The organism is Microbacterium sp. KR10-403, assembly GCF_040196215.1.
In the GTDB taxonomy this organism is placed as follows: domain Bacteria; phylum Actinomycetota; class Actinomycetes; order Actinomycetales; family Microbacteriaceae; genus Microbacterium.
On the sequence record NZ_JBEGDC010000005.1, the window covers coordinates 190,440 to 213,302 of the forward strand.

20 protein-coding genes and 1 other RNA gene are annotated in these 22,863 nt (G+C 70.0%); 12 read left to right on the forward strand and 9 right to left on the reverse strand.

The window, feature by feature from the left end:
• Positions 1 to 7: 7 nt before the first annotated feature.
• Complete coding sequence (locus ABMQ42_RS12650; RefSeq protein ID WP_349723351.1) at positions 8 to 673, reverse strand: LPXTG cell wall anchor domain-containing protein; 666 nt, start codon at positions 671 to 673, stop codon at positions 8 to 10.
• 155 nt (positions 674 to 828) lie between these two features.
• Here ABMQ42_RS12650 and rnpB point away from each other — a divergent pair.
• Positions 829 to 1,194: RNase P RNA component class A (gene rnpB / locus ABMQ42_RS12655), an RNA gene on the forward strand.
• 77 nt (positions 1,195 to 1,271) lie between these two features.
• Here rnpB and ppgK read toward each other — a convergent pair.
• Positions 1,272 to 2,036: a polyphosphate--glucose phosphotransferase gene (gene ppgK, locus ABMQ42_RS12660; protein ID WP_349723352.1), complete on the reverse strand. Its 765-nt coding sequence runs from the start codon at positions 2,034 to 2,036 to the stop codon at positions 1,272 to 1,274.
• Positions 2,037 to 2,162: 126 nt separating this feature from the next.
• On the opposite strand from ppgK, the gene ABMQ42_RS12665 reads away from it, so the two are divergent.
• The 3 genes from ABMQ42_RS12665 to ABMQ42_RS12675 are packed head-to-tail and all read left to right on the forward strand — an operon-like array spanning position 2,163 to position 6,742.
• A complete protein-coding gene (locus ABMQ42_RS12665) occupies positions 2,163 to 2,384 on the forward strand; it encodes an SPOR domain-containing protein (protein ID WP_349723353.1) in 222 nt (73 codons plus the stop codon).
• Positions 2,385 to 2,409: 25 nt separating this feature from the next.
• The gene (gene glnA / locus ABMQ42_RS12670; RefSeq protein ID WP_349723354.1) at positions 2,410 to 3,747 is read left to right on the forward strand and encodes a type I glutamate--ammonia ligase; all 1,338 of its coding nucleotides are present in this window, start codon (positions 2,410 to 2,412) and stop codon (positions 3,745 to 3,747) included.
• A 16-nt stretch (positions 3,748 to 3,763) separates the two neighbouring features.
• Positions 3,764 to 6,742 carry a bifunctional [glutamine synthetase] adenylyltransferase/[glutamine synthetase]-adenylyl-L-tyrosine phosphorylase gene (locus ABMQ42_RS12675; protein ID WP_349723355.1) on the forward strand — a complete coding sequence of 993 codons (2,979 nt, stop codon included), beginning with the start codon at positions 3,764 to 3,766 and terminating at the stop codon, positions 6,740 to 6,742.
• Between the two features lie 51 nt (positions 6,743 to 6,793).
• Here the strand turns inward: ABMQ42_RS12675 and glnA (ABMQ42_RS12680) are convergent, their stop codons facing one another.
• Positions 6,794 to 8,218 carry a type I glutamate--ammonia ligase gene (glnA, locus tag ABMQ42_RS12680; RefSeq protein ID WP_349723356.1) on the reverse strand — a complete coding sequence of 475 codons (1,425 nt, stop codon included), beginning with the start codon at positions 8,216 to 8,218 and terminating at the stop codon, positions 6,794 to 6,796.
• 138 nt (positions 8,219 to 8,356) lie between these two features.
• Between glnA (ABMQ42_RS12680) and ABMQ42_RS12685 the strand changes: the two genes are divergently transcribed.
• Positions 8,357 to 8,773 carry an RDD family protein gene (locus ABMQ42_RS12685; RefSeq protein ID WP_349723647.1) on the forward strand — a complete coding sequence of 139 codons (417 nt, stop codon included), beginning with the start codon at positions 8,357 to 8,359 and terminating at the stop codon, positions 8,771 to 8,773.
• Positions 8,774 to 8,785: 12 nt separating this feature from the next.
• On the opposite strand, the gene ABMQ42_RS12690 is transcribed toward ABMQ42_RS12685, so the two are convergent.
• Positions 8,786 to 9,496 (reverse strand): DUF4191 family protein, encoded by a 711-nt coding sequence (locus tag ABMQ42_RS12690; protein ID WP_349723357.1) that lies wholly within the window; start codon positions 9,494 to 9,496, stop codon positions 8,786 to 8,788.
• A 116-nt stretch (positions 9,497 to 9,612) separates the two neighbouring features.
• Between ABMQ42_RS12690 and ABMQ42_RS12695 the strand changes: the two genes are divergently transcribed.
• Positions 9,613 to 10,881, forward strand: a complete 1,269-nt coding sequence (locus ABMQ42_RS12695; protein WP_349723358.1) for a hypothetical protein — start codon at positions 9,613 to 9,615, stop codon at positions 10,879 to 10,881.
• A 6-nt stretch (positions 10,882 to 10,887) separates the two neighbouring features.
• Here the strand turns inward: ABMQ42_RS12695 and sucB are convergent, their stop codons facing one another.
• The 3 genes from sucB to ABMQ42_RS12710 form a co-directional block, all read right to left on the reverse strand.
• A complete protein-coding gene (gene sucB, locus ABMQ42_RS12700) occupies positions 10,888 to 12,642 on the reverse strand; it encodes a 2-oxoglutarate dehydrogenase, E2 component, dihydrolipoamide succinyltransferase (RefSeq protein WP_349723359.1) in 1,755 nt (584 codons plus the stop codon).
• Positions 12,643 to 12,705: 63 nt separating this feature from the next.
• Positions 12,706 to 14,079: a dihydrolipoyl dehydrogenase gene (gene lpdA, locus ABMQ42_RS12705; protein ID WP_349723360.1), complete on the reverse strand. Its 1,374-nt coding sequence runs from the start codon at positions 14,077 to 14,079 to the stop codon at positions 12,706 to 12,708.
• Positions 14,076 to 15,545, reverse strand: coding sequence for a leucyl aminopeptidase (locus ABMQ42_RS12710; protein ID WP_349723361.1), 1,470 nt, complete (start codon positions 15,543 to 15,545; stop codon positions 14,076 to 14,078). The genes lpdA and ABMQ42_RS12710 overlap by 4 nt, the downstream gene beginning before the upstream one ends.
• 79 nt (positions 15,546 to 15,624) lie before the next feature.
• On the opposite strand from ABMQ42_RS12710, the gene ABMQ42_RS12715 reads away from it, so the two are divergent.
• The 3 genes from ABMQ42_RS12715 to ABMQ42_RS12725 all read left to right on the forward strand — a co-directional run bounded on the left by ABMQ42_RS12715 (position 15,625) and on the right by ABMQ42_RS12725 (position 18,746).
• On the forward strand, positions 15,625 to 16,548 hold the full coding sequence (locus ABMQ42_RS12715; protein ID WP_349723362.1) for a proteasome assembly chaperone family protein: 924 nt from the start codon (positions 15,625 to 15,627) through the stop codon (positions 16,546 to 16,548).
• Positions 16,549 to 16,761: 213 nt separating this feature from the next.
• A complete protein-coding gene (locus tag ABMQ42_RS12720) occupies positions 16,762 to 18,048 on the forward strand; it encodes an RNA polymerase sigma factor (protein ID WP_349723363.1) in 1,287 nt (428 codons plus the stop codon).
• Positions 18,045 to 18,746 (forward strand): coenzyme F420-0:L-glutamate ligase, encoded by a 702-nt coding sequence (locus ABMQ42_RS12725; protein WP_349723364.1) that lies wholly within the window; start codon positions 18,045 to 18,047, stop codon positions 18,744 to 18,746. Before ABMQ42_RS12720 ends, ABMQ42_RS12725 begins: the two co-directional genes overlap by 4 nt.
• A 3-nt stretch (positions 18,747 to 18,749) precedes the next feature.
• Here ABMQ42_RS12725 and ABMQ42_RS12730 read toward each other — a convergent pair whose 3' ends face one another.
• Positions 18,750 to 19,769: a sugar-transfer associated ATP-grasp domain-containing protein gene (locus ABMQ42_RS12730; protein ID WP_349723365.1), complete on the reverse strand. Its 1,020-nt coding sequence runs from the start codon at positions 19,767 to 19,769 to the stop codon at positions 18,750 to 18,752.
• A 77-nt stretch (positions 19,770 to 19,846) separates the two neighbouring features.
• Between ABMQ42_RS12730 and ABMQ42_RS12735 the strand changes: the two genes are divergently transcribed.
• From ABMQ42_RS12735 to ABMQ42_RS12745, 3 genes are read left to right on the forward strand one after another with little or no spacing between them, the layout of a single operon-like run.
• Entirely contained in the window at positions 19,847 to 20,863 is a 1,017-nt protein-coding gene (locus tag ABMQ42_RS12735; RefSeq protein ID WP_349723366.1) for a sugar-transfer associated ATP-grasp domain-containing protein, read from the forward strand.
• A gap of 2 nt (positions 20,864 to 20,865) precedes the next feature.
• On the forward strand, positions 20,866 to 21,492 hold the full coding sequence (locus ABMQ42_RS12740; RefSeq protein ID WP_349723367.1) for an alanine racemase C-terminal domain-containing protein: 627 nt from the start codon (positions 20,866 to 20,868) through the stop codon (positions 21,490 to 21,492).
• Positions 21,489 to 22,520: an alanine racemase gene (locus ABMQ42_RS12745; protein ID WP_349723368.1), complete on the forward strand. Its 1,032-nt coding sequence runs from the start codon at positions 21,489 to 21,491 to the stop codon at positions 22,518 to 22,520. Before ABMQ42_RS12740 ends, ABMQ42_RS12745 begins: the two co-directional genes overlap by 4 nt.
• Positions 22,521 to 22,533: 13 nt before the next feature.
• On the opposite strand, the gene ABMQ42_RS12750 is transcribed toward ABMQ42_RS12745, so the two are convergent.
• Entirely contained in the window at positions 22,534 to 22,755 is a 222-nt protein-coding gene (locus ABMQ42_RS12750; protein WP_349723369.1) for a DUF7455 domain-containing protein, read from the reverse strand.
• Between the last annotated feature and the right edge of the window lie 108 nt (positions 22,756 to 22,863).

Genomic DNA, 22,863 nt, shown 5'->3' on the forward strand with positions numbered 1-22,863 from the left:
GGGGAGGTCAGCTGTGACGGCGGCGACGTGCGAGCAGCAGCCCGGCACCGGCGAGCAGGACGATGCCGCCGCCGATGGCGATCGGGATGACCGGCACGCTCAGCCCTGTGACGGCGAGGATTCCCGCCTTGTCGGAGGACGCCGCGGCGGCCGGCGGGTTGGCGCACGTGGACGTCTCGGACGGGTAGCTCATCGTGACCTTGAGCGACGGGTTCACCTCGAGGATCACGGTCAGTGTGCCGCGCGTCCAGGCGAAGTTGCCGGACGTGGGCACCAGGTTGCCGTTGTCGTCGAGCTTCCAGCCCGGCCAGAGGACCGGCTCGCCGTTGACGATCTTGGCACCCGGCCAGAGCACCTTGCCGGAGAGCTTGTTCTTCGCGTTGAGCGTGCCCAGCGACAGCGTGGTGTGGTGTGAGCCGTCGGTGAGCGTCAGCGTCGCGTCGTGGCTGGTCGCCGTGTGGTCGGGGTCGGACATCGTGAGGTCGTAGGTGATCCACGGCGCGCCGTTCTCGCACGTGCCGATCGCGGATGAGCCGACGAGTGACGCGGTGTCGGTGGTGACGGGTGTGTAGCCGTTGTCGGTCGTGTCGCCGTCATCGGCGAATGCCGCCTGGGCTCCACCAAAAGCCAGAAGCGCGGTCACCGCCGCGACCGCCATGGACTTGCGGAACATCGCTGCCTCCCCAGTAGGCATCTTCATGGCCACCCCTGGCCATGTGCACCCTCCCCAGTCGGGGTGCCCCGTCAGTTTAGCGCACATCGCCCCACAGCGACGGAGTTCTTTCGCGGCGCGTTCGCACCGTGCCGCGATAGGCTCGGGGGTGCGAATGGGTCGGCTGGATGGTCGCGTCGCGCATGGTCCGCCATGTCGCGCCGAGGAACGTCCGGGCTCCGCAGGGCAGGGCGGTGGGCAACACCCACCCGGAGAGATCCGCGAGACAGTGCCACAGAGAGCAGACCGCCGGCGCGAGCCGGTAAGGGTGAAAGGGCGGTGTAAGAGACCACCGGGGTCGTGGTGACACGACCCGCACGGCAAACCTCGCCCGGAGCAAGGCCAGACAGGGGATGACGACGCGGCCCGCCGAGTCCCCGGGTAGGCCGCTGGAGCGGCACGGCAACGTGTCGCCGAGAGAGATGACCATCCACGGGGCGCGAGCCCCCGGACAGAACCCGGCGTACAGGCCGGCCCATTCGCCCCTCAGCAGGAACGACGAAGCCGCCCCACCGAACTCGGTGAAGGCGGCTTCTGTCGTGTGCGGGTTGGTCCGCGATCAGTCGGCAGCCAGCGCCGCGGCCCCGATGATGCCCGCGTTGTTGCGATGCACGGCGGGAACGATGGGTGTCTTCAGATCGAGCAGAGGGAAGAACTCGTCGGCGTGCTTGGAGACGCCGCCGCCGACGACGAACAGGTCGGGGCTGAAGAGGAACTCGAGGTGGTCGTAGTACTTCTGCAGGCGCTTGGCCCACTGCTTCCAGGAGAGTTCGTCGCGCTCCATCGCCGAGTACGCCGCGTACGCCTCGAAGTCCTTGTCATGCCCCGCGCGCTGCAGGTGCCCGAGCTCGGTGTTGGGCACGAGGACCCCGTCGTGGATGAGCGCGGTGCCGATGCCGGTGCCCAGCGTCGTCAGCAGGACGATGCCGCCCTTGCCTTTCGCGGCCCCGTAGCGGACCTCGGCAACGCCCGCCACATCGGCGTCGTTGGCGAAGTGGATGTCGCGGCCCAGGCCGTCCTCGAAGAACTTCTCGGCTTCGAATCCGATCCAGTCGGAGGAGACGTTCGCGGCCGAGAGGGTCTTGCCGTTCTTGACGATCGCGGGGAAGGCCACGCCGAGCGGCATGTCGTCGGAGTCCTCGACACCCAGGGTGCCCAGCACCTCTTTCACCGCGGCCAGCACGTCGTCGGGCTTGGCGCCCTTCGGTGTGGAGACCTTGATCCTGTCGCTGAGCAGCGTGCCCTTCTCGAGGTCGACGATGCCACCCTTGATGCCCGTGCCGCCGATGTCCACGCCGACGGCGCGTGTCGTTCCAGATGCCATGCGCACCAGCCTAGCCACCCCCGCGTGCGCGCCCGCGCCATATGTCGTCTTCTCAGTAGGATCGACGTGCGGCCCGGTGCGGGTCGCCCCACCGCGGCTCGGCCGCATCAGCATCGTGGAGGCGTCATGGCCGACAACGACGACAAGTACTGGTACAACCTGAAGACCGGCGAGGTCGAGCGCGGGATGCAGGTGCCGGCGCCGGATCGCGCGGGCCCCTTCGACACCGCGGAGGAGGCCGCTCGGGCACCGGAGATCATCCGCGAGCGGTCGAAGCAGTGGGAAGAAGAAGAGCGTCGCGAGGACTCCTGGGGGTCCGGCGGCGACGAAGCCGGAATCGAAGGCTGACACCGCGAGCAGCGGAGGAGAGAGCATGGACAAACAGCGTGACTTCGTGCTGCGCACGATCGAAGAGCGCGGCGTGAAGTTCGTCCGGCTGTGGTTCACCGATGTGGTGGGCACGCTGAAGTCGGTCGCGATCGCCCCCGCCGAGGTGGAGGGCGCCTTCACCGAGGGCATCGGCTTCGACGGATCGGCCATCGAGGGGCTGACCCGGTCGTACGAGTCAGACCTGCTGGCCAATCCCGACCCGACCACCTTCCAGATCCTGCCGTGGCGCGGCGAGATCGATCCGACCGCGCGCATGTTCTGCGATATCACGACGCCCGACGGGCAGCCGGCCGTCGCCGACCCGCGATATGTGCTCAAGCGCGCGCTCGCGAAGGCCAGCGATGCAGGCTTCACGTTCTACACGCACCCGGAGATCGAGTTCTACCTCCTGAAGTCGAGCCGGTTCGGCCCCGACGGTCCCGAGCCGGTCGATTCCGCGGGCTACTTCGACAACGTCCCCGGCGGGACCGCCCACGACTTCCGTCGTCGTTCGGTGCGGATGCTGGAAGACCTGGGCATCTCCGTCGAGTACAGCCACCACGAGGGCGGGCCCGGACAGAACGAGATCGATCTGCGGTACGCCGACGCGCTGACCACGGCCGACAACATCCAGACCTTCCGCACCGTGGTGAAGGAGGTCGCGATCGAGCAGGGCGTCTACGCGACGTTCATGCCCAAGCCGCTCAGCGACCAGCCGGGCAGCGGCATGCACACGCACATGTCGCTGTTCGAGGGCGACGTCAACGCGTTCTACGAGGCGGGCGCGCAGTACCAGCTCTCGCGCATCGGCCGTCATTTCATCGCCGGCCTGCTGAGGCACGCGAACGAGATCTCGGCGGTGACGAACCAGTTCGTCAACTCGTACAAGCGGCTGTGGGGCGGCGACGAGGCTCCGAGCTACGTCTGCTGGGGTCACAACAACCGCTCCGCCCTCGTGCGCGTGCCGATGTACAAGCCGAACAAGGGGCAGTCGTCGCGCGTGGAGTACCGCGCGCTCGACTCCGCCGCGAACCCGTATCTCGCGTACGCGCTCATGCTGGCGGCGGGGCTCAAGGGCATCGAGGAGGAGTACGAGCTGCCCGCTGAGGCCGAGGACAACGTGTGGTCCCTGACACCGGGAGAGCGCCGTGCGCTGGGCTTCTCGGCACTGCCGTCGAGCCTCGAGCACGCGCTGGAGTACCTCGAGGAGTCGGAGCTGGTCGCCGAGACGCTCGGCGAGCAGATGTTCAACTACGTGCTGCTGAACAAGCGCCGCGAGTGGGGGGAATACCGCTCGCAGGTCACGCCGTTCGAGCTGCGGCGCAACCTCGAGATGCTCTGACGCGTCGGGTGGCGACATGGCAGACCGCGCAACCGGACTGACCGCCCTCGCGCGTCTCGGCTTCACCGCCCTCGGCGAGGCGGATGCGCGGCTCGAGGAGCTCGCCACGGTCCTCGACCTTCCGCGGCCGCTGCTCACCGACGGAGCCGGCGTCGCCGCCGACCCCGACGGGGCGGTGGACGGGATGCTGCGGGTCGCGCGCCGTGATGCGGACGCCGTCCGCGCGGTGCTCGCCGACGAGGCGCGGGCGCGCAGCGCGTGGGCGCTGTTCGGCGCGTCCCGCGGCTTCGCGGACTTCTACCTGCGGCATCCCGATGAACTGTCCCGGCTGCCGGCGCCGGGTGCGCCGCTGCCGACCGCCGACGAGCTGCGCGACCAGCTGCAGGAGGCGGTCGGTGCCGTGGACGGCTTCGCCGCCGACGGGTCGGAGGAGTCGTGGGTCGCGCTGCGGGTGCGATATCGCCGGATGCTGGCATCCATCGCCGTCCACGATCTTCTCGCAGACGACCCGGTCGCGGCGCTGAAGGATGTCGCCGCGGCACTCGCCGACGCGGCCGGCGCGGCGCTGGAGGCGTCGCTGTCGGTGGCGCGCACGCGGCTGTCGACGACGCTGGCGATGTTCCCGCAGGCCGACGTGGCCGCCACCGCGTTCGCGATCATCGGCATGGGCAAGTGCGGTGCGCGCGAGCTGAACTATGTCAGCGACGTCGACGTCATCTTCGTGGGCGGGCCGAGCGACGACTCGATCGCCGAGGCCCGGGCGGTGGACGTGGCCACGCGCCTGGCGGTGCAGACGATGGCGGGGATCTCGGGCATCGAGACCGAACCGGCGTTGTGGGATGTGGATGCGAACCTTCGTCCCGAGGGCAAGCAGGGCGCGCTCGTGCGCACACTGGAGTCGCACCTCTCGTACTACGACCGGTGGGCGCACAGCTGGGAGTTCCAGGCCCTGCTGAAGGCCCGGTACATCGCGGGTGACGCGGAGCTCGGCGAACGGTATGTCGACGCCGTGCGGGAGCGGGTGTGGAGCAGCGCGGCACGCGAGAACTTCGTCGACAGCGTGCAGCACATGCGCGAGCGCGTCACCGAGCACATCCCTCCCGACGAGGTGCCCCTGCAGATCAAACTGGGCCCCGGCGGCATCCGTGACATCGAGTTCACCGTCCAGCTCCTTCAGCTCGTGCACGGGCTGAGCGACGACGCGGTGCGCGTGCGCGGCACGCTCGATGCGCTCGATGCGCTCGTGGCCGAGGGATACATCGGTCGGGCCGACACCGCCGTGTTCGACCGCGACTACCGCCTGCTGCGCGTGCTCGAGCACCGCGTGCAGCTGCGTGAGCTCCGCCGCACGCATCTGATGCCCGACCGCCCGGAGGAGCTGCGGGTGCTTGCCCGTGCCAGCCGGCTCGCGGACACGGGCGACGGAGTGTGGGAGCTCTGGGAGCAGGTGAAGCGCGAGGTCCGCGACATCCACGTCCGCCTGTTCTACCGTCCGCTGCTGTCGGCCGTCGCCGCACTGCCCGAGGAAGAGCGCGCGCTCTCACCGGAGCAGGCTCTCGACCGGCTGTCGGCGATCGGGTTCACCGACCCCGCGGGCGCCCTGCGGCACATCGGCGCGCTCACGACGGGGATCAGCCGCAAGGTCGTGATCCAGCGCCACCTGATGCCGGTGATGCTGCGCTGGTTCGCCGACGGTGTGGACCCCGACTACGGGCTGCTCGCCTTCCGGCGGATCAGTGAGCGGCTGGGCGACACGCCGTGGTTCCTGCGGATGCTGCGCGACTCGTCGGGCGCGGCGGAGAGCCTCACCCGGGTGCTCTCCGGATCTCGCTACATCGGCGAGCTGATGGAGTGGATACCCGAGTCGGTGGCGTGGCTGGATGACGATGCCACGCTGCGGCCGCGCAGCGCCGCGGCCCTCGCGCAGGAAGCGCGCGCGATCCACACCCGGCACACCTCCGTGGCGTCCGCCGCGCGGGCCGTGCGCGGGCTGCGTCGTCGCGAGCTGCTGCGCACGGCCATGGCGGCCGTGCTGGGCGTGGTCACGCTCGAAGAGCTCGCGACCTCGCTCACCGACATCACCGATGTGACGCTGCGCACGCTGCTGGAGATCGTCTACCGGGATGTCGTGCCGGAGGCCGACCGTGCTCTGGAGTTCGCGATCATCGCGATGGGTCGCTACGGGGGAGCGGAGCTGGGATTCGGCTCGGACGCGGACGTGCTGTTCGTGCAGCGCGCGGGAGGGCTCGACCCCGAGCGCGCCCAGGCGCACGCACGTGCGATCGTGGCGGGCCTGCGCGAGCACTCCGAAGACAACCGGACGCCGCTGGAGCTGGATGCCGACCTGCGTCCGGAGGGGCGCAATGGCCCGCTGGTACGCTCGCTCGACGCGTATCGGGAGTACTACCGCCGCTGGTCGCTGTCGTGGGAGGCCCAGGCGCTCCTCCGAGCGCGGCCGGTGGCCGGATCGCCGTCCCTGCTCGATGACTTCATGTCACTGGCCGACGATGTTCGATACCCCGCGCAGGTCGACGAGACGGGGCTGCGCGAGATCCGACGCATCAAGGCCCGGGTCGAGTCCGAACGCCTGCCGCAGGGGGCCGCGCCCGAGCGGCACCTCAAACTCGGGCCGGGTGGGCTCAGCGACGTGGAGTGGCTCGTGCAGCTGCTGCAGCTGGAGCACGCCGCACGGCTGCCCGCCCTGCGGACGACCTCGACGCTGGGAGGGATGGATGCCGCGGTCGACGCCGGTCTCGTGCCCGAGGCCGCTGCGGACCGGCTACGGCAGGCGTGGCGGCTCGCCAGCCGCCTGCGGTCGGCGCACACGCTCCTGTCGGGTCGGACGAGCGATGTTCTCCCGGCGGACCGACGGGACCTGGACGGCATCGGCCGCCTGCTGGAGTTTCCGCCGCGCTCGGCGACCGCGGTCGAGGAGGCCTGGATGCGTGCTTCGCGCCGGGCACGTCGGGTCTTCGAGAAGCTGTTCTACGGCTGAGGACGCGAAAGAGCCCCGGCGGTCGGCCGGGGCTCTTCACGAGTGTCGGGATCAGACCCCGAAGTAGAGCTCGTACTCGAAGGGGTGCGGGCGCTGGGCCAGCGGCTTGATCTCGTTCTCGAGCTTGTACTCGATCCAGGTCTGGATGAGCTCCTCGGTGAACACTCCGCCCTCGAGGAGGAACGCGTGGTCGGCGGCGAGGGCGTCGAGCGAGTCCTGCAGCGAGTTCGGGACCTGCGGGATGTCCTTGGCCTCCTCGGGCGGCAGCTCGTAGAGGTCCTTGTCGATGGGCTCGTGCGGCTCGATGCGGTTCTTGATGCCGTCGAGGCCCGCCATCAGCTGCGCGGCGAAGGCGAGGTACGGGTTGCCGGACGCGTCGGGCGCGCGGAACTCGATGCGCTTGGCCTTCGGGTTGGAGCCGGTGATCGGGATGCGGATCGCCGCCGAGCGGTTGCCGGCCGAGTAGACCAGGTTGACCGGCGCCTCGAAGCCCTTGACCAGGCGGTGGTAGCTGTTCAGCGTGGGGTTCGTGAACGCGAGCACGGAGGCGGCGTGCTTCAGGAGGCCGCCGATGTACCAGCGCGCGATGTCGGAGAGCCCGCCGTAGCCCTTCTCGTCGTAGAAGAGCGGCTGCCCGCCGAGCCACAGCGACTGGTGCGTGTGCATGCCGGAGCCGTTGTCGCCGTACAGCGGCTTGGGCATGAAGGTCGCGACCTTGCCCCACTGCTCGGCGACGTTCTTGACGATGTACTTGAACTTCAGGATGTCGTCGGCCGCGTGCACCATGGTGTCGAAGCGGTAGTTGATCTCCTGCTGGCCGCCGGTGCCCACCTCGTGGTGCGCGCGCTCGAGCTCGAGCCCCGCGTCGATCAGGTGCAGGCTGATGTCGTCGCGCAGGTCGGCGGTCTTGTCGACGGGGGAGACGGGGAAGTACCCGCCCTTGTACGGCGTCTTGTTGGCGAGGTTGCCGCCCTCTTCGGTGCGGCCGGTGTTCCAGGCGCCTTCTTCGGAGTCGACCGAGTAGAAGCTCGCGTTCTGCTTCACCTCGTAGCGCACGTCGTCGAAGATGTAGAACTCCGCCTCGGGGGCGAAGAACGCGGTGTCGGCGATCCCGGTCGAGGCGAGGTACTTCTCGGCCTTCTTGGCGACCTGGCGGGGGTCCTTGCCGTAGATCTCACCCGTGCGCGGGTTGTAGATGTCGAAGAGCATGACGAGCGTCTTCGCCTCGCGGAACGGGTCGACGTACGCGGTCGTCACGTCGGGGATGAGCTGCATGTCCGACTCGTGGATGCTCGCGAACCCCCGGATCGACGACCCGTCGAACAGCTGCCCGATGCTGAAGAAGTCTTCGTCGACGGTCGAGGCGGGGATGTTGAAGTGCTGCTGCACACCAGGGAGATCCGTGAAGCGGATGTCGAGGAACTTGACGTCCTCGTCCTTGATGAACGCCAGCACCTCGGAGGAGTCCTTGAACATGTGCTCTCCAGTTCGGGTGGGGATGATCGCCCAACGGGCGTCACTGAAACTACCCGGGACCCGTTGCCCGGGAGTGTCTGTGATGTTTCCGGCATGTTACACGGGCGCCCCGTCTAGGCTGTATGGGTGCCTGACGCGATGGTCTCCTCCCACCCCGGCGAACGACTCGGACTCCCCGACTCCGGCCGGGGAAGCATCGCCCGGTTCGGCAGGCGCCTGGGGGCGCTTGCCATCGACCTCGCCTGCGCCACGATCATCGGCTACGCGTTCTTCCACCATGTGGATGCGGTGACCGGGATGCCGGTGGCCGATCCGATCGCGACGAACATCATCTTCGCCCTGGTGCAGATCGTCTTCATCCCGACGTTGGGCGGCAGCCCCGGGCACCGACTGCTCGGCATGCGCGTCGTGCCGCTCAAGGGCGGCTGGGTCGGCCTGTGGCGGCCGATCGTGCGCACGGCGCTGCTGTTCCTCGTGCTGCCGGCGCTGATCTGGGACGCGGATCAGCGCGGGCTGCACGACAAGGCCGCGGGCACCGTGCTCATCCGCGCCTGACGCGCGGAGCCGTCACCGGGGACGGGGTGCGCGCGCCTTCATCGGGTCGATGCCCTTCGGGATCGGCAGCGACGCCAGCGACTGCGACACGGAGTCGATGCGCTTGATGACGGCCGCCTGCGTGGCGCGGTTGATCGCCTTGGGCAGCTTCTTGATCGTCTTGGCGAGGTCGGCGATCGCCACGTCGTCGTCGCCGTGACCCACGTACAGGACGGTGACGGGAACGCCGCTGGCCACGCGCTTGACCTTCGCACGCTCTTCGTTGACCAGACGCGTCAGACGGCCGCGCGCACCTTCTCCGACCACGACGACCCCGCCGCGCCCGACGGCGCGGTATACGGCGTCCTGCGTCTTCGGGTTGACGCCCACCGGGGTGTCACCGGCGGTCCAGTTGCGGCCGAGAGAGGTCGACAGCACGTGACCGGTGGCGCCGGGCCGACCGTCGATCTTCTCGTACATCGCCTTGGTCGACAGCCGCGTCAGCAGCATGAGGCCGCCGAGCACACCGAGCAGGAGACCCGTGAGGCCCCACAGCGTGATGCTCCACCACACGCCCGGTGTGAGCAGGAAGCCGATGAGGATGCCGACCCAGATGCCGACGACGAGGATGCCGATCTCAGCCCACAGCAACCAGGGGAAGACGTCCTTGGTGAAGTCGAAGAGCGACTTGAGCTGTTTGAAGAAGTTCTGCTTCTTCTCGGTCTGGGTACTGCGTGCGGCCATGATGTCCAGCCTACCTTTTCGCCGCGGTTCCTCCCCAGTCGAGACCGTCTCGTCGGTTGTCCACAGATCCGCGACCGACGACCCATGATCCCGTCGGCCGTGCGGAGACTGGGGAGATGTCATCCACCCTCGCACTCCCGGCCGGCCCTCGCCCTCTGCGTGCCGTGCGGCCACCGGACGCACCGTGGGCGGCCGTCCTCGCCCAGGCCGATGACGGCGGTCGGTGCCTTCTCGTCGACTCGGCAGACGTGGAAGGCGCCATCGCCTGGAGTGGTGCCGGCGCCGAGCATCTCGCCGCCGCGACCGACCTGGTGCGCACCCCCGCCGGCGTGGCGGCCGTCCTTCCCGTCTGCGTGCAGCCCCTGGCGGCATTCCTGAGTCGCCGCACGGGTGGGGCGCCGCTGGGCGCCGGCGAGATCGTGACACTCGCCGTGAGCCTGGTCCGAGGCGCGGCGGAGGCGCTGTCACTCGGTCCTGAGCAGCCCTGCGGCGAGTGGTGGCTGGACGACAGCGGGCGGCCGATGCTCGTGGGCGGTGGCGATTCGGGCGCCGCGCACACTGCGGCCGAGGCGGTGAGGGAGATGAGGGGCGGGGCCGACCCCGCTCTGTCGGCCGCGCTCGAGCTGGCCGCCGACGTGCTTGCGGACCCGCGCCGGGTGCCGCAGGAGGTGACCGACGTCGAGGCGGCGCTGTTCGCAGCGGCGCGCGCGGAGCCCGTCGCGACGTCGATTCTGGCGATGCCCGACCTGCGTCGCGTCCCGATGGAGACGGGCGGTCTCACGGCGACGACGGCGAAGACCCGGTGGCGGGACGCGGTGGTCGAGAACGTGGATGCCGGGCTCGGCGAGCTCGTCTCGCGCGTCGTGACCGCGGTGTGGCGCAGAGCACGGGCGGACCGCCCGCCGACCGGGCGCAGGAAGCACCCGCTCATCGCCGCGGGCGTCGCCGGAGCGCTCGTCCTGGGCGCGGGACTCCTCTGGCCGCGCGGCGGTGAGGACCCGGCGGTGGCGGAGCCGCGGCATCCCTCGCCCACAGTCACTCATCCGTCGGAGTCGCCATCGCGGTCCCCGTCGCGGTCCGCGTCGGCGACGGCGACCGCGCCTCGTGAACTCGTGGATATCGTGGGCGACCTTCTGGACCGCCGCGCAGAATGCCCCACGACCGCATGCCGTGCGGCGACGCAGGAGGACCCTGACGCGCACTTCACCGCCGACGTGACGGCCGCAGAGGAGCGCGAGGTGGTGCTGCTCGACGACTTCGGCGGCGCGGCCGTCGTGCGCCTGAGCGCAGACGGACTCCCCGACCGGTTCGTGGTGGTCGTCCAGCAGGACGGAAAATGGCTGCTCCGCGACATCAGGGACGTCGCGGAGCAGCCGGAGGGGTGATTCGGATCAGATCCCGAGCGAGCCCTCGAAATCGCCGGCCTCGAGGCGGGCCTTCACCGCGCCGAGGAAGCGGGCCGCGTCGGCGCCGTCGACGATGCGGTGATCGTACGAGAGCGCCAGGTACACGTACGAGCGGATGGAGATCGCGTCCTTGCCGTCGACCGAGACCACGCCGGGGCGCTTCACGACCGTGCCGGTGCCGAGGATCGCCGACTGGGGCAGGAACACCACCGGGGTGTCGAACAGTGCACCGCGCGACCCGGTGTTGGTGACTGTGAACGTGCCGCCGGCCAGCTCGTCGGGCTTGAGCTTGTTGTCGCGCGTCCGCGCGGCGAGATCGGCGATCTCGTGCGCGATCTGCGCGACGTTCTTCGCACCCGCGTCGCGCAGGACCGGGGTGAGCAGTCCGCGCTCGGTGTCGACCGCGATCGAGACGTTCTCGGTGGCGGGGTAGACGACCTGGTCGCCGTCCACCGTGGCGTTGATCACCGGGAACGCCTGCAGCGCCTCAGCGGCCGCCAGCGTGAAGAACGGCAGGAACGACAGCTTGTCACCGGTCTTCGACAGGAAGTCCGCCTTGACGCGGTCACGCAGGGCGGCCAAGCGGGTGACGTCCACCTCGACGACGGTCGTCAGCTGCGCCGTCTGCTGCATCGAGGCCACAGCGCGCTCGGCGAGGACCTTCCGCAGACGCGACATCGGCTGGGTCGTGCCGCGCAGCGGCGAGACCTCGAGCGGAGCGGGTGCGGCTGCCGGCGTCGCCTGGGCGGCGGGCGCCGACGCCTGTGCCTGTGCCGCCTCGGCGGCCTTGAGCACGTCTTCCTTGCGGATGCGTCCGCCGACGCCGGTTCCCTTGACAGTGGCCAGGTCGACGCCCTGCTGCTGCGCCAGCCGACGCACGAGCGGTGTGACGTAGGTGACCTCGTCATCGGCGGAAGCCGCTGCCGGGGCCGGCGCCGCCGGGGCTGCCGGAGCGGGCGCCGCGGGGGCCGCGGGGGCCGGAGCCGGGGCTGCGGGGGCTGCCTGCGGGGCAGGGGCGGCCGGGGCGGGTGCGGGTGCCGCCGGAGCGGGTGCGGGTGCCGCCGGAGCGGGCTCGGCGGCGGGTGCGGGCTCGGCGGCGGGAGCGGCTTCTGCCGCCGCGCCTTCCCCGATGCGACCGAGCACGGAACCGACCTCGACGGTCTCGTCCTCCTGCACGAGGATCTCCTGCAGCGTTCCGGCGAGCGGTGAGGGGATCTCGGTGTCGACCTTGTCGGTGGAGATCTCGAGCAGCGGCTCGTCGACCTCGACGCTGTCGCCCACCTGCTTCAGCCACCGGGTGACGGTGCCCTCGGTCACGCTCTCGCCGAGCTCTGGAAGGAGGATGTCCTTGCCGCCCGACGCGGCCGGTGCGGCGGGCGCCGACTCGGCCGCCGGTGCGGCGGGTGCAGGCTCGGGAGCGGGGGCCTCCGCCGGGGCCGGCTCGGGCTCGGATGCGGGCGTCTCTTCGGCGGCGGGCTGCTCGGCGGCCGGGGCCGCGCCGGAGCCATCGCCGATGTGCGCGAGGATCGCGCCGACCTCGACGGTCTCGTCCTCCTGGACCAGGATGTCCTCGAGGACGCCCGAGACGGGCGAGGGAATCTCGGTGTCCACCTTGTCCGTGGAGATCTCGAGCAGGCCCTCGTCCTCCTGGACGGTGTCCCCGACGTTCTTGAGCCAGCGGGTGACCGTTCCCTCTGTCACGCTCTCGCCGAGCGGGGGGAGGACCACGGAAGTGCTCATGGATGTGTCTCCTTTGAAGCCGATGTCGTCTCTAGCTTAGTGATGCGTGTGCGCCGCCGCGTGTCACAGGGCATGCAGCGGCTTGCCTGCAAGCGCGAGGAAAGCCTCGCCGAGCGCCTCGCTCTGAGTGGGGTGGGCGTGGATGAGAGGAGCGATGTCTTCGGGGTGCGCCTCCCACCCGACGGCGAGCTGGCCCTCGGTGATGAGCTCACCGACCCGGTCGCCGAGCAGGTGCACGCCGAGCACGGGGCCGTCGACGGCACGGACGACCTTGACGAGACCCGCCGTTCCGATGATCTCGCTCTTGCCGTTGCCGGCGAGGTTGAACTCGTATGAGCGCACACCGTCGGCGCCGTGCCGTTCGATCGCCTGCGCCTCGGTGAGGCCCACGGAGGCGACCTCGGGACTGCAGTAGGTGACCTTGGGGATCTGCGTCTCCGGCACGGCGATCGGGGCGAGCCCGCCGATCTGCTCGGCGACGAAGATCCCCTGCTGGAAGCCGCGGTGGGCGAGTTGGAGCCCGGGGACGATGTCGCCGACGGCCCAGACATGCGGGGCGTCGGTGCGGAGCCGGTCGTCGACTCGGACGAAGCCGCGGTCGAGCACGACGCCGGCCTCTTCGTAGCCGAGGTCCGCCGTCACCGGGCCGCGACCGACGGCGACGAGCAGATAGTCGGCCTCGAAGCTCTTGCCGTCCTCGAGGGTGACGGTGACCGCGTCGTCATCCTGCGTGGCGGAGGCGAACCGTACGCCGAGCGAGAACGCGACGCCGCGCTTGCGGAACGCGCGCTCGAGTCCCTTGCTGAGTGCGAGATCCTCGTTGGGGACGAGATGATCGAGCGCCTCGATGATCGTCACCTCGGCGCCGAACGAGCGCCACACGCTGGCGAACTCGACGCCGATCACACCACCGCCGAGCACGAGGACCCGCCGGGGCACCTCGTCGAGGCCGAGGGCCTGCTCGCTGGTGATGATCCGTCCGCCGATCTCGAGCGCAGGCAGCGTCCGGCTGTACGAGCCGGTCGCGAGCACGACGTCGGTGCCGCGCAGGACGTCGTCGCCGACCTGGATCCCGTGGTCGGGGAGCAGTCGGCCCTCGCCGTCGACGACGGTGATCCCTCGCGCCTTGATCAGTCCCTGCAGACCCTTGTGCTTCTTCGCGACGATGCCCTCGCAGTAGGTGCGCAGGGCCGCCGGGTCGATGCCGTCGAGCTGTGCGCGGACGCCGAAGGAGGCGGCATCCCGCGCGGCGTCGGCGACTTCGGCGGCGTGCAGCAGCGCCTTGGTGGGGATGCAGCCGCGGTGCAGGCAGGTGCCGCCCAGCTTGTCCTTCTCGACGAGTGCGACGCTCTTGCCGAGCTCGGCGAGGCGGAGGGCGGCGGCGTACCCGCCGCTGCCGCCGCCGAGGACGACGACGTCGAAACTGCGCTCGCTCATGCGCGCACCCCCTCGATGAACGCCAGCAGCGCCCGCACGGTCGCGCCGGTGGGTCCCTTGTCGGTGAAGCCGAACGGCGAACCGCCGTTCTCGCCCGAACCAGCGATGTCGAGATGCACCCAGGGGATGCGCGGCGCGCCGTCGTCGTCGGAGACGCGTCCGACGAAGCGCTGCAGGAAGAGGCCCGCGAACAGCGACCCTCCGGACCGGTCGCCGATCTTCGCGTTCTGCAGGTCGGCGATGGGGGAGTCGAGTTCCTTCTCCATATGGGCGGGCAGTGGCAGATGCCAGGCGAGCTCGTCGGTCTCGCCGGCGGCGGCGAGGTAGTCGGCCACCGCCTCGTCGGAGCCCATGACACCGGTGTGGCGTGTCCCGAGGGCCACGAGGATCGCACCGGTGAGGGTGGCGACGTCGACGATGACGTCGGGGTTCTCGCGGCTGGCCGCGGCCAACCCGTCGGCGAGCACCAGCCGGCCCTCGGCATCGGTGTTCAGCACTTCGACGCTCGTTCCGTCGCTGATGCGCAGCACGTCGCCGGGACGGATGGCCTTGCCCGAGGGCATGTTGTCGGCGATGCACATCCAGGCGGTGACCCGCACCGGGAGCGCGAGGACCGCGGCTGCGCGCACGACGGCGAGGACCGTGGCGGCCCCCGTCATGTCGAACTTCATGCCGACCATGCCTGTGGGGGGCTTGAGGGAGAGGCCGCCGGTGTCGAAGGTGATCCCCTTGCCGACGAGGGCGACATGACCGGAGGCACCGGCCGGCGCGTAGTCGAGGCGCACCAGGCGGGGCGGGCGCTCCGAACCCTGACCGACGCCGAGGATGCCTCCGAAGCCGCCTTCGGCGAGCTCGGCCTCATCGAACACGTGCACGTCGACGGGCAGGTCGGCCACGGCATCGAGGGCGCGGTCGACGAGGTCCTGCGGACCGAGCCACTGGGCGGGCGTGGCCGCCAGGTCCTTGACGAGCGCGACGGCGGCGGCCGCGGCATCCACCCTCGTCACGTCGTCGTCCGTGAGATCCGCACCGTGCACGGTGACGGCAGCGGCGGGGCGTTTGCGGTCTGTCGCGGACTTGTAGTCGTCGAACCAGTACCCGCCCAGGGCGGCGCCCTCCAGTGCCGCGCGCTGCGCGGCGGCGTCCGCACCCGGAACGAGCACGGCGGCGCTCTCGAAGCCCGTGAGCGTGCGGACGGCGGTACCCACCGCATCGCGCACATCGGACGCCGAGGGAGCGGCGCCGGTGCCGACCACCGCCAGGCGGGCGTGGCCGGGGACGGGCACCCGCACGGTCTCGCCGACCGCGCCGGTGAACCCGACGGAGGTCAGCGCCTCGTCAAGACCCGGCCGATCGGACAGGTCCGGGGGTGTGGGCCCGTCCAGCGGAGGGAGAGCGAGGATCAGGAGTTCGACATCGGACTGGGTCGGAGGCGTCGTGCGCGCGGCCAGCTTCGGAAACGGCATGTCCTCCATCCTACGAGCGGGCTGTTCGCTGTCAGCGGGATGCGTCCCGCGTGTGGGACGACACTCTTAGAGTGGACCCATGCCCTCATCGCTGTTCGAGCGTGCGGCTGCCGCACCGCCGGTGCCGCAGGGACTTCCCCTCGTCATCGCACTGACCGGCTTCACCGACGCCGGCGCCGCCGTCGCGCAGCTCATCACCTATATGCGCGACGAGCTCGATCCGCTTCCCCTCGCCGTGTTCGACAACGACATCCTGCTGGACTACCGCGCCCGACGGCCGATCGTCACCTTCGACGGCGAGCGGATCACCGATTACCGCCCGGCGCGGCTGGAACTGTCCCTCGTGCGCGACACCGTCGGCCAGCCGTTCCTTCTGCTGGCCGGCTACGAGCCCGACTTCGTGTGGGAGGAGTTCGCCCGCAACGTGGTGGCGCTGGCGGCAGAGTACGAGGTGGCCTCGGTCACGTGGCTGCAGGCCATTCCGATGCCCGTGCCGCATACGCGGCCGATCGGCACGACGGTCAGCGGCACCCGCTCGACGCTGACCGCGGCCCACTCGGTCTGGCGGCCGCACACCCAGGTGCCGGGCACCATCGGGCATCTCCTCGAGGTCCGGTTCGCCGAGGCGGAGGTCTCCGTCGCCGGATTCGTGCTGCTCGTGCCGCACTATCTGGGCGACACCGAGTACCCGGCCGCGACGCTGGCCGCCCTCGACAGCGTGAGCGCCGCCACGGGACTCGTCTTCGACGGCGACGACCTGCGCAGTCAGAACCGCGAGTATCTGCAGCGCGTGTCCGAGCAGATCGATGAGAACGAGGAGCTCGGCCGCATGCTCAAGAACCTCGAGGAGCGCTACGACGCCTACATGGCGGGCTCCACGATGGCCGCTCCCATGGTGCACACCGGTGATCTGCCCAGCGCCGATGAGCTCGCGGCCGAGCTCGAGCGGTTCCTCGCGACCCGGCCCGGCGACGAGGACAAGCGCGGCGGCGCGCGCGCCTGACGGAATACTCCGGGGCCACGGGGCGTTTTCTCCAGTGTCCGATGAACACCGCACGTCCGGCGTCACGCGCAGGATGTGCGACAATGGAACACCGACCCATTGCCAATCGCCGCCGACCCCGTGTCCGTGCGTCGACTTGACAAGGGTCTTACTAGTGTCCGAAACGACCGGGGCCCGTGTGTGACGACCCACGCCCCCGGTGAAAGGCGAGACGTGACCGCAGGCACGAAGACCACCACCCGCTCCACAGCGAAGGACGCCGCCGTCGACGAGACCGCCGAGGAGGCGACGACGACCGCGGCCGAGACCGCGAAGAAGACGCCGGCGAAGAAGACCGCGGCGCGCAAGCCCGCCGCGAAGTCGACCGCCGCGAAGACCACGGCGACCAAGAAGAAGGCCGCCGGCTCGAAGAGTAAGAAGGCCGACGACGTCTTCGAAGACGAGGATGCCGCGACCGAGGACGACGGCGCCGAAGAGGCGACGAGCAAGAAGCCCGAATTCACCGAGCCGCTCCCGTCGGGTGCGATCGTCATCTCGTCGAAGGACGAGGAAGACGTCCCCGTCTACTCGACGCAGATCACCGGCGCGACCGCCGACCCGGTCAAGGACTACCTGAAGCAGATCGGAAAGGTCCCGCTGCTGAACGCGGCCGAAGAGGTCGAGCTCGCGATGCGCATCGAGGCGGGCCTGTTCGCCGAGGAGAAGCTGTCGCACATGTCGGCGGCGGAGAAGTCCTCGCAGATCGGACTCGACCTGCAGTGGGTCGCCCGTGACGGCCAGCGCGCCAAGAGCCACCTGCTCGGCGCGAACCTGCGCCTGGTCGTGTCGCTGGCGAAGCGCTACACCGGCCGCGGCATGCAGTTCCTGGACCTCATCCAGGAGGGCAACCTGGGCCTCATCCGTGCGGTCGAGAAGTTCGACTACACGAAGGGCTTCAAGTTCTCGACCTATGCGACGTGGTGGATCCGTCAGGCCATCACGCGTGCCATGGCCGACCAGGCCCGCACGATCCGCATCCCCGTGCACATGGTCGAGGTCATCAACAAGCTCGCCCGCGTGCAGCGTCAGATGCTGCAGGATCTGGGCCGCGAGCCCACCCCCGAGGAGCTCTCGCGCGAGCTGGACATGACGCCTGAGAAGGTCGTCGAGGTGCAGAAGTACGGCCGTGAGCCGATCTCGCTGCACACCCCGCTCGGCGAGGACGGCGACAGCGAGTTCGGTGACCTCATCGAAGACACCGAGGCCGTCGTACCCGCCGACGCCGTGGGCTTCACGATGCTGCAGCGCCAGCTCGAGTCGCTGCTCGACTCGCTGAGCGAGCGCGAGGCGGGCGTCATCCGGATGCGCTTCGGCCTCGGCGACGGTCAGCCGAAGACGCTCGACCAGATCGGCGACACCTTCGGCGTCACGCGTGAGCGGATCCGCCAGATCGAGTCCAAGACGATGGCGAAGCTGCGGCATCCGTCCCGTTCGCAGTCCCTCCGGGACTACCTCGAATGAGTTCGGCCGCCAACGAGGGCAAGGCCCTCACCGTCTCCGTCGACGGCTCCGACTACGCACGCATCCCGATCCGCACCCGGGTGGTCATGCCCGACGACGATCTCGACGCGTTCATCCGCGAGTACGCCCCCGAGCAGGTGCGTCCCGGCGACATCCTCTTCGTCACCGAGAAGATCGTGGCGATCACGCAGGGCCGTTCGTTCTCGGTGAAGGAGATCACGCCGCGCAAGCTGGCGGTCTTCCTCTCCAGCCACGTCACCAAGACGCCGTGGGGCATCGGCCTGGGCATCCCCGAGACGATGGAGATGGCGCTGCGCGAGTGCGGCACGCCCCGCATCGTGTTCGCCGCCGGAGTGGCGGCGGTCACCAAGGCCTTCGGCCGCAAGGGCGACTTCTACCGCATCGCCGGCGACAAGGCGCGCGCGATCGACGGGCCGACGAAGCACACCATCCCGCCCTACAACGAGGCCGTGGTGCTGGCTCCCGAGCGCCCGCGCGAGGTCGCGGCGCACCTCAAGGACGACGTTCTGGGCGGTGTCTGCGATGTCGCCGTGGTCGACATCAACGATCTGGGCGGCAACATCCTCGGCTCGACGCTCGATCGGGCGGGGGAGGAGCGCCTCGTGCGCATCCTCAAGGACAACCCGCTGGGCCAGCGGCACGAGTCGACGCCGCTCGGCATCGTCCGCGGCGCCTGAGGTTCACAGATCGAGGCCGGTCGCCTCGCGGTAGCGCTGCAGAAGCCCTGTGCGCACGCCCGAGACGGTCGGCTTCATCTGGAACACGCTGGAGTTGTGGTTCGCCTCGATGACAGCGGGCCCCTTCGGGGTGATCGCGATGTCCCACCCCATGTAGGGGATCTGCGGCAGGCGCCGTGACAGTCGTTCGACCATCGCCACGGCCTCGTCGTACATCGGCACCGCCAGGCCCGCGATCTGCACGCCGGTCACCGGGTGGCTCGCGAACACGTTGCTCTTCTTGTCGACGCCCGGGTACAGCGCGACGCCGCGGTCGTCGAGCATGGTGAACATGCCGCCGCCGGCGAAATTGTCGATCACGCCGCCGTTGCCGATGCGCAGAACGCCGGCGATGACGTGGAAGGCGCCCGCCTTGTCGAGGAACGTGACCAGCCGGATCGTGTTGACGCTCCCGGGGTACAGTGCCTCCAGCTCGGGATGCTGCACCAGCACCTCTTCGAGGAGCGTCTGGTCCTTCGCGATCTGGGTGTCGCGCCAGGCCGCCGCGTCGGCGATGTCAGAGGTCTCGATGCGATCGATGCCCGCGCCCCCGAATCCCTGCGCGGGCTTGGCGATGACGCGTTCATGCCGTGCGAGGAATGCGTCGATCTCGGCGGGCTGCGCGGTGCGCAGATCGATCCAGTCGCGCCGGATCTCGTCGGCGAAGTCGCGGTAGAAACGGGGCTTGTCCTCGACGAGATCGCGGGCGTCGGGACTGTTGAGCAGCTTGGTGATGCGGTATGACTTCGGGTGCGTCATCCAGGTCTTGCGCTCTCGGGCCTTGAGCAGGCGGATGTCCCACACGGCGTAGTCGCGGAAGCCCATGTCGTAGCGGAACGCACACCACATCATGTCGGCGACGATGACCGGTGCCGGCGCCTTTGAGACGCGCTTCACCTGCTCGGTGAACTCGCTGAGGTTCGCGGGGCTGAGGCGGCGTGCGCGGCCGGCGAGATAGCGCATCCGGACACCGAGTTGACCCATGCGCTCGAACGTATCACGCGCTGTCGGCGGCCTCCGGACAGGGGGCGTGCAGGTGCTCGCGGCTATGCTGGTGGACGATGAAAATCGACCTTGACGCTCGCATGAAGTACCTCCTGCGCCGGGCCCGCCGCTTCACCCCCTCCCGTGTCACGACGTTCGCACGTCAGATCGCGAAAGAGCAGGGGAAGTGGATGCCGGCGGTCGCTGTCGACATGCTGTGGAGCGCCGCGTTCCATGACACGGCGTTCATCGACTACTACGAGGCGGACTTCGCCGCGCTCAGCCGCGCAGAGCGCAAGACGTTCATGACCTCGCTCGTCCAGCACCACATCGCCGTGAAGCTGAATGACCAAGAGGCTGCGCAGACGTTCAACGACAAGCGCCTGTTCCACCGTCGGTTCGGTGAGTTCACCGGCCGGGAGTGGCTCGACCTGGGGGAGTCGGGTCCCGAAGCCCTGGAGGAGTTCGCGCAGCGCCACCCCGTGCTGATCGCGAAGGAGCCGATCAGCCGCGAGGGCCACGGCGTCTTCCGGTATGACGCCGCCGACGTCACCGACTGGCCTGCCTTCCACGCCGAACTGGTGGCCAAGGGGCAGGTGCTGGTCGAAGAGGCCATCGTGCAGCATCCCTACCTCGCCGGCTACTGCGCGGGGACGGTCAACACCACCCGCCTCGTCTCGTATTTCGACGGCACGAAGGTGCACATCGTCTCGCGTGTGCAGAAGTTCGGTCGCGGAGCCGTCAGCGACCAGTTCACCTGGGGCGGGTTCTTCACGATGCTGGATCGCGACGGCAAGGCCGTCGGCCGCGGGCACTCCGGCAAGAACGACACGTTCTACTCGGTGCACCCCGACTCGGGCCTGTCGATCGTGGACTTCCAGGTGCCGATGTGGGACGAGGTCGTAGCCCTCATCGATCGGGCCGCCCGTGTCGTCCCCGAGGTGCCGTACGTCGGATGGGACGTCGCCGTCACCGAGAACGGCCCGGTCCTCATCGAGGGCAACTGGATTCCCGGTCTGTATGAGACGCGGGTCACCGCCACCGGCATCCGCACCGGCTCGCGCCCCGAGCACGAAGCCGTGATGACCTGGTAGTCATGGCGTCCCCGCGACCCGTACGGGCGCTCATCTCCCTCGCCGCCCTCGCTGAGAACGCGCACGGACTGTGGGGCGTCGCCGACGTGCGACGCGACGCGTACGGCCACGGACTGGACGTGTGCGGCCCCGTGCTCGCCGAGCAGGGGCTGGCGCTGTGGACGGACGAGGTGCGACCGGAGGGACCGGTCATCGATCCGGTGCGGCTCTGGGGCCTGCCCGGCGGCGGGACCCGGCCGGTGATGGCGCTGCGGGGCAGCGTGCTCAGCACCAAACCGCTGCGCGCCGGCGAGGGCGTGTCGTACGGCTACACCTTCCGCGCCGAGCTGGACACCCGGGTCGCTCTGGTGTCGGGCGGATACGCGCAGGGCGTGGTCCGTGAGATCGGCAACCGGGCGCGGGTGCGCGTCGCAGGGCAGGACGTGCCGATCGTCGGCCGCGTGGCGATGGACGCGTGCGTCATCGACATCGGCGCGACGGAGGTCGACCGCGGCGACGAGGTCGCGTTCTTCGGCGACCCGCGCGCGGGCGACCCCGATCTCGCGGTGTGGACGGATGCGACCGGCCTCGGGCCGGCGGAGATCGTCAGCCTCGTCGGGGCGCGCAGCGCACGGGAGGTGCGCGCATGAGCGCGTGGCTCGACGTCGATCTGGAGGTGTTCGCGGCGAACCTCGCCCGGATCCGTGAGGTCGCCGCGCCGGCGCGGCACATGCTCGTGGTGAAGGACGACGCGTACGGCCACGGCCTGACACCCGTCGTGGAGCGCGCGGTCGCCGAGGGCGTCGACTGGTTCGGCACCTTCGACGTGCCCACCGCGCTGGCCGTGCGCCGGGCGGGGGGCCCGGAGTGCCGCATTCTGGCGTGGACGGTCTACGACGACGCCGATATCGACCGGGCGCTGGATGCGTCCATCGATCTCGGGCTGGGCGACGCGTTCGCGCTGGATGCGGTGATCCACCGTGCGCGTCGGCGTGCAGCCCGGGCGCGGGTGCATCTGAAGATCGACACCGGGCTGCACCGCAACGGCTTCCGTCCGGAGGCGTGGACCGCAGCGGTCACCCGCGTGCAGGAGGCGGCGGATGCCGTGACGCTCACCGGCGTCTGGAGCCACATCTCCGAGGCGTCCGACGCAGAGGACGACGCGGCACGGACGGCGTTCGTCGCCGCCGCCGACGAGGCTGCCGCGGCGGTGTCGCCGGCGCCGTTGCGGCACCTCGCCGCGAGCGCGGCCTCCTTCGCGCGACCCGAGTTCCGGTTCGACCTCGTGCGCATCGGTGCCTTCGCCTACGGCATCCGTCCGGACGGCGGTCCGAGCGACGAACGGCTCGGCATCCGCCCGGTGGCGACGCTGCGCGCCACCGTGATCGACGCGGGCACCGAGGGGGCCACGGTCGACGTCGGGGCGCTCGACGGGCTCGACTCCCGGCTCGCGGGGCTGTTGCGCGTCGGCACGCCGGCGGGGGAACGGACGCTGCGAGCGGTCGACGCGACCACCGCGACGGTGCAGGGGTGGCCGGATGCGCGGCCCGGTGACGTCGTGACGTTGCTCGGCGGAGACGCGCCGATGACGGCCACCGACGCCGCCGAAGCGCTGGGCGCCATCGGCGAGCAGGTGGTGCTGAGGATCTCACCGCGCCTGCCGCGGCGCTACCGCTGAGGCGGCCGGCGGATCAGTCCGTGGCGTTCAGACGAGCGGTCTCGTCGTGCCAGGAGGTCGCGACGCTGCGCAGCTTCTCCTCGTACTTGCGGCCGTGGTGTGCGCAGAAGAGCAGCTCGCTGCCGTTGACGACGGCGGCGATGTAGGCCTGCGCGCCGCACGCGTCGCAGCGGTCGGCGGCGGTCAGACGGTACTCGGCGAGAGTCTGCTCTTCCGGGGTGGTGAGCGTGTTCATCGTCTGCCTCCTCGTGTGTGTGCGACGGTCCGTTCCTCACATACAACCACGCGCACCCCGGAAGGATGCCGATAACGGGGGCCGTTTCGCTCAGCGCGTACCGACTGA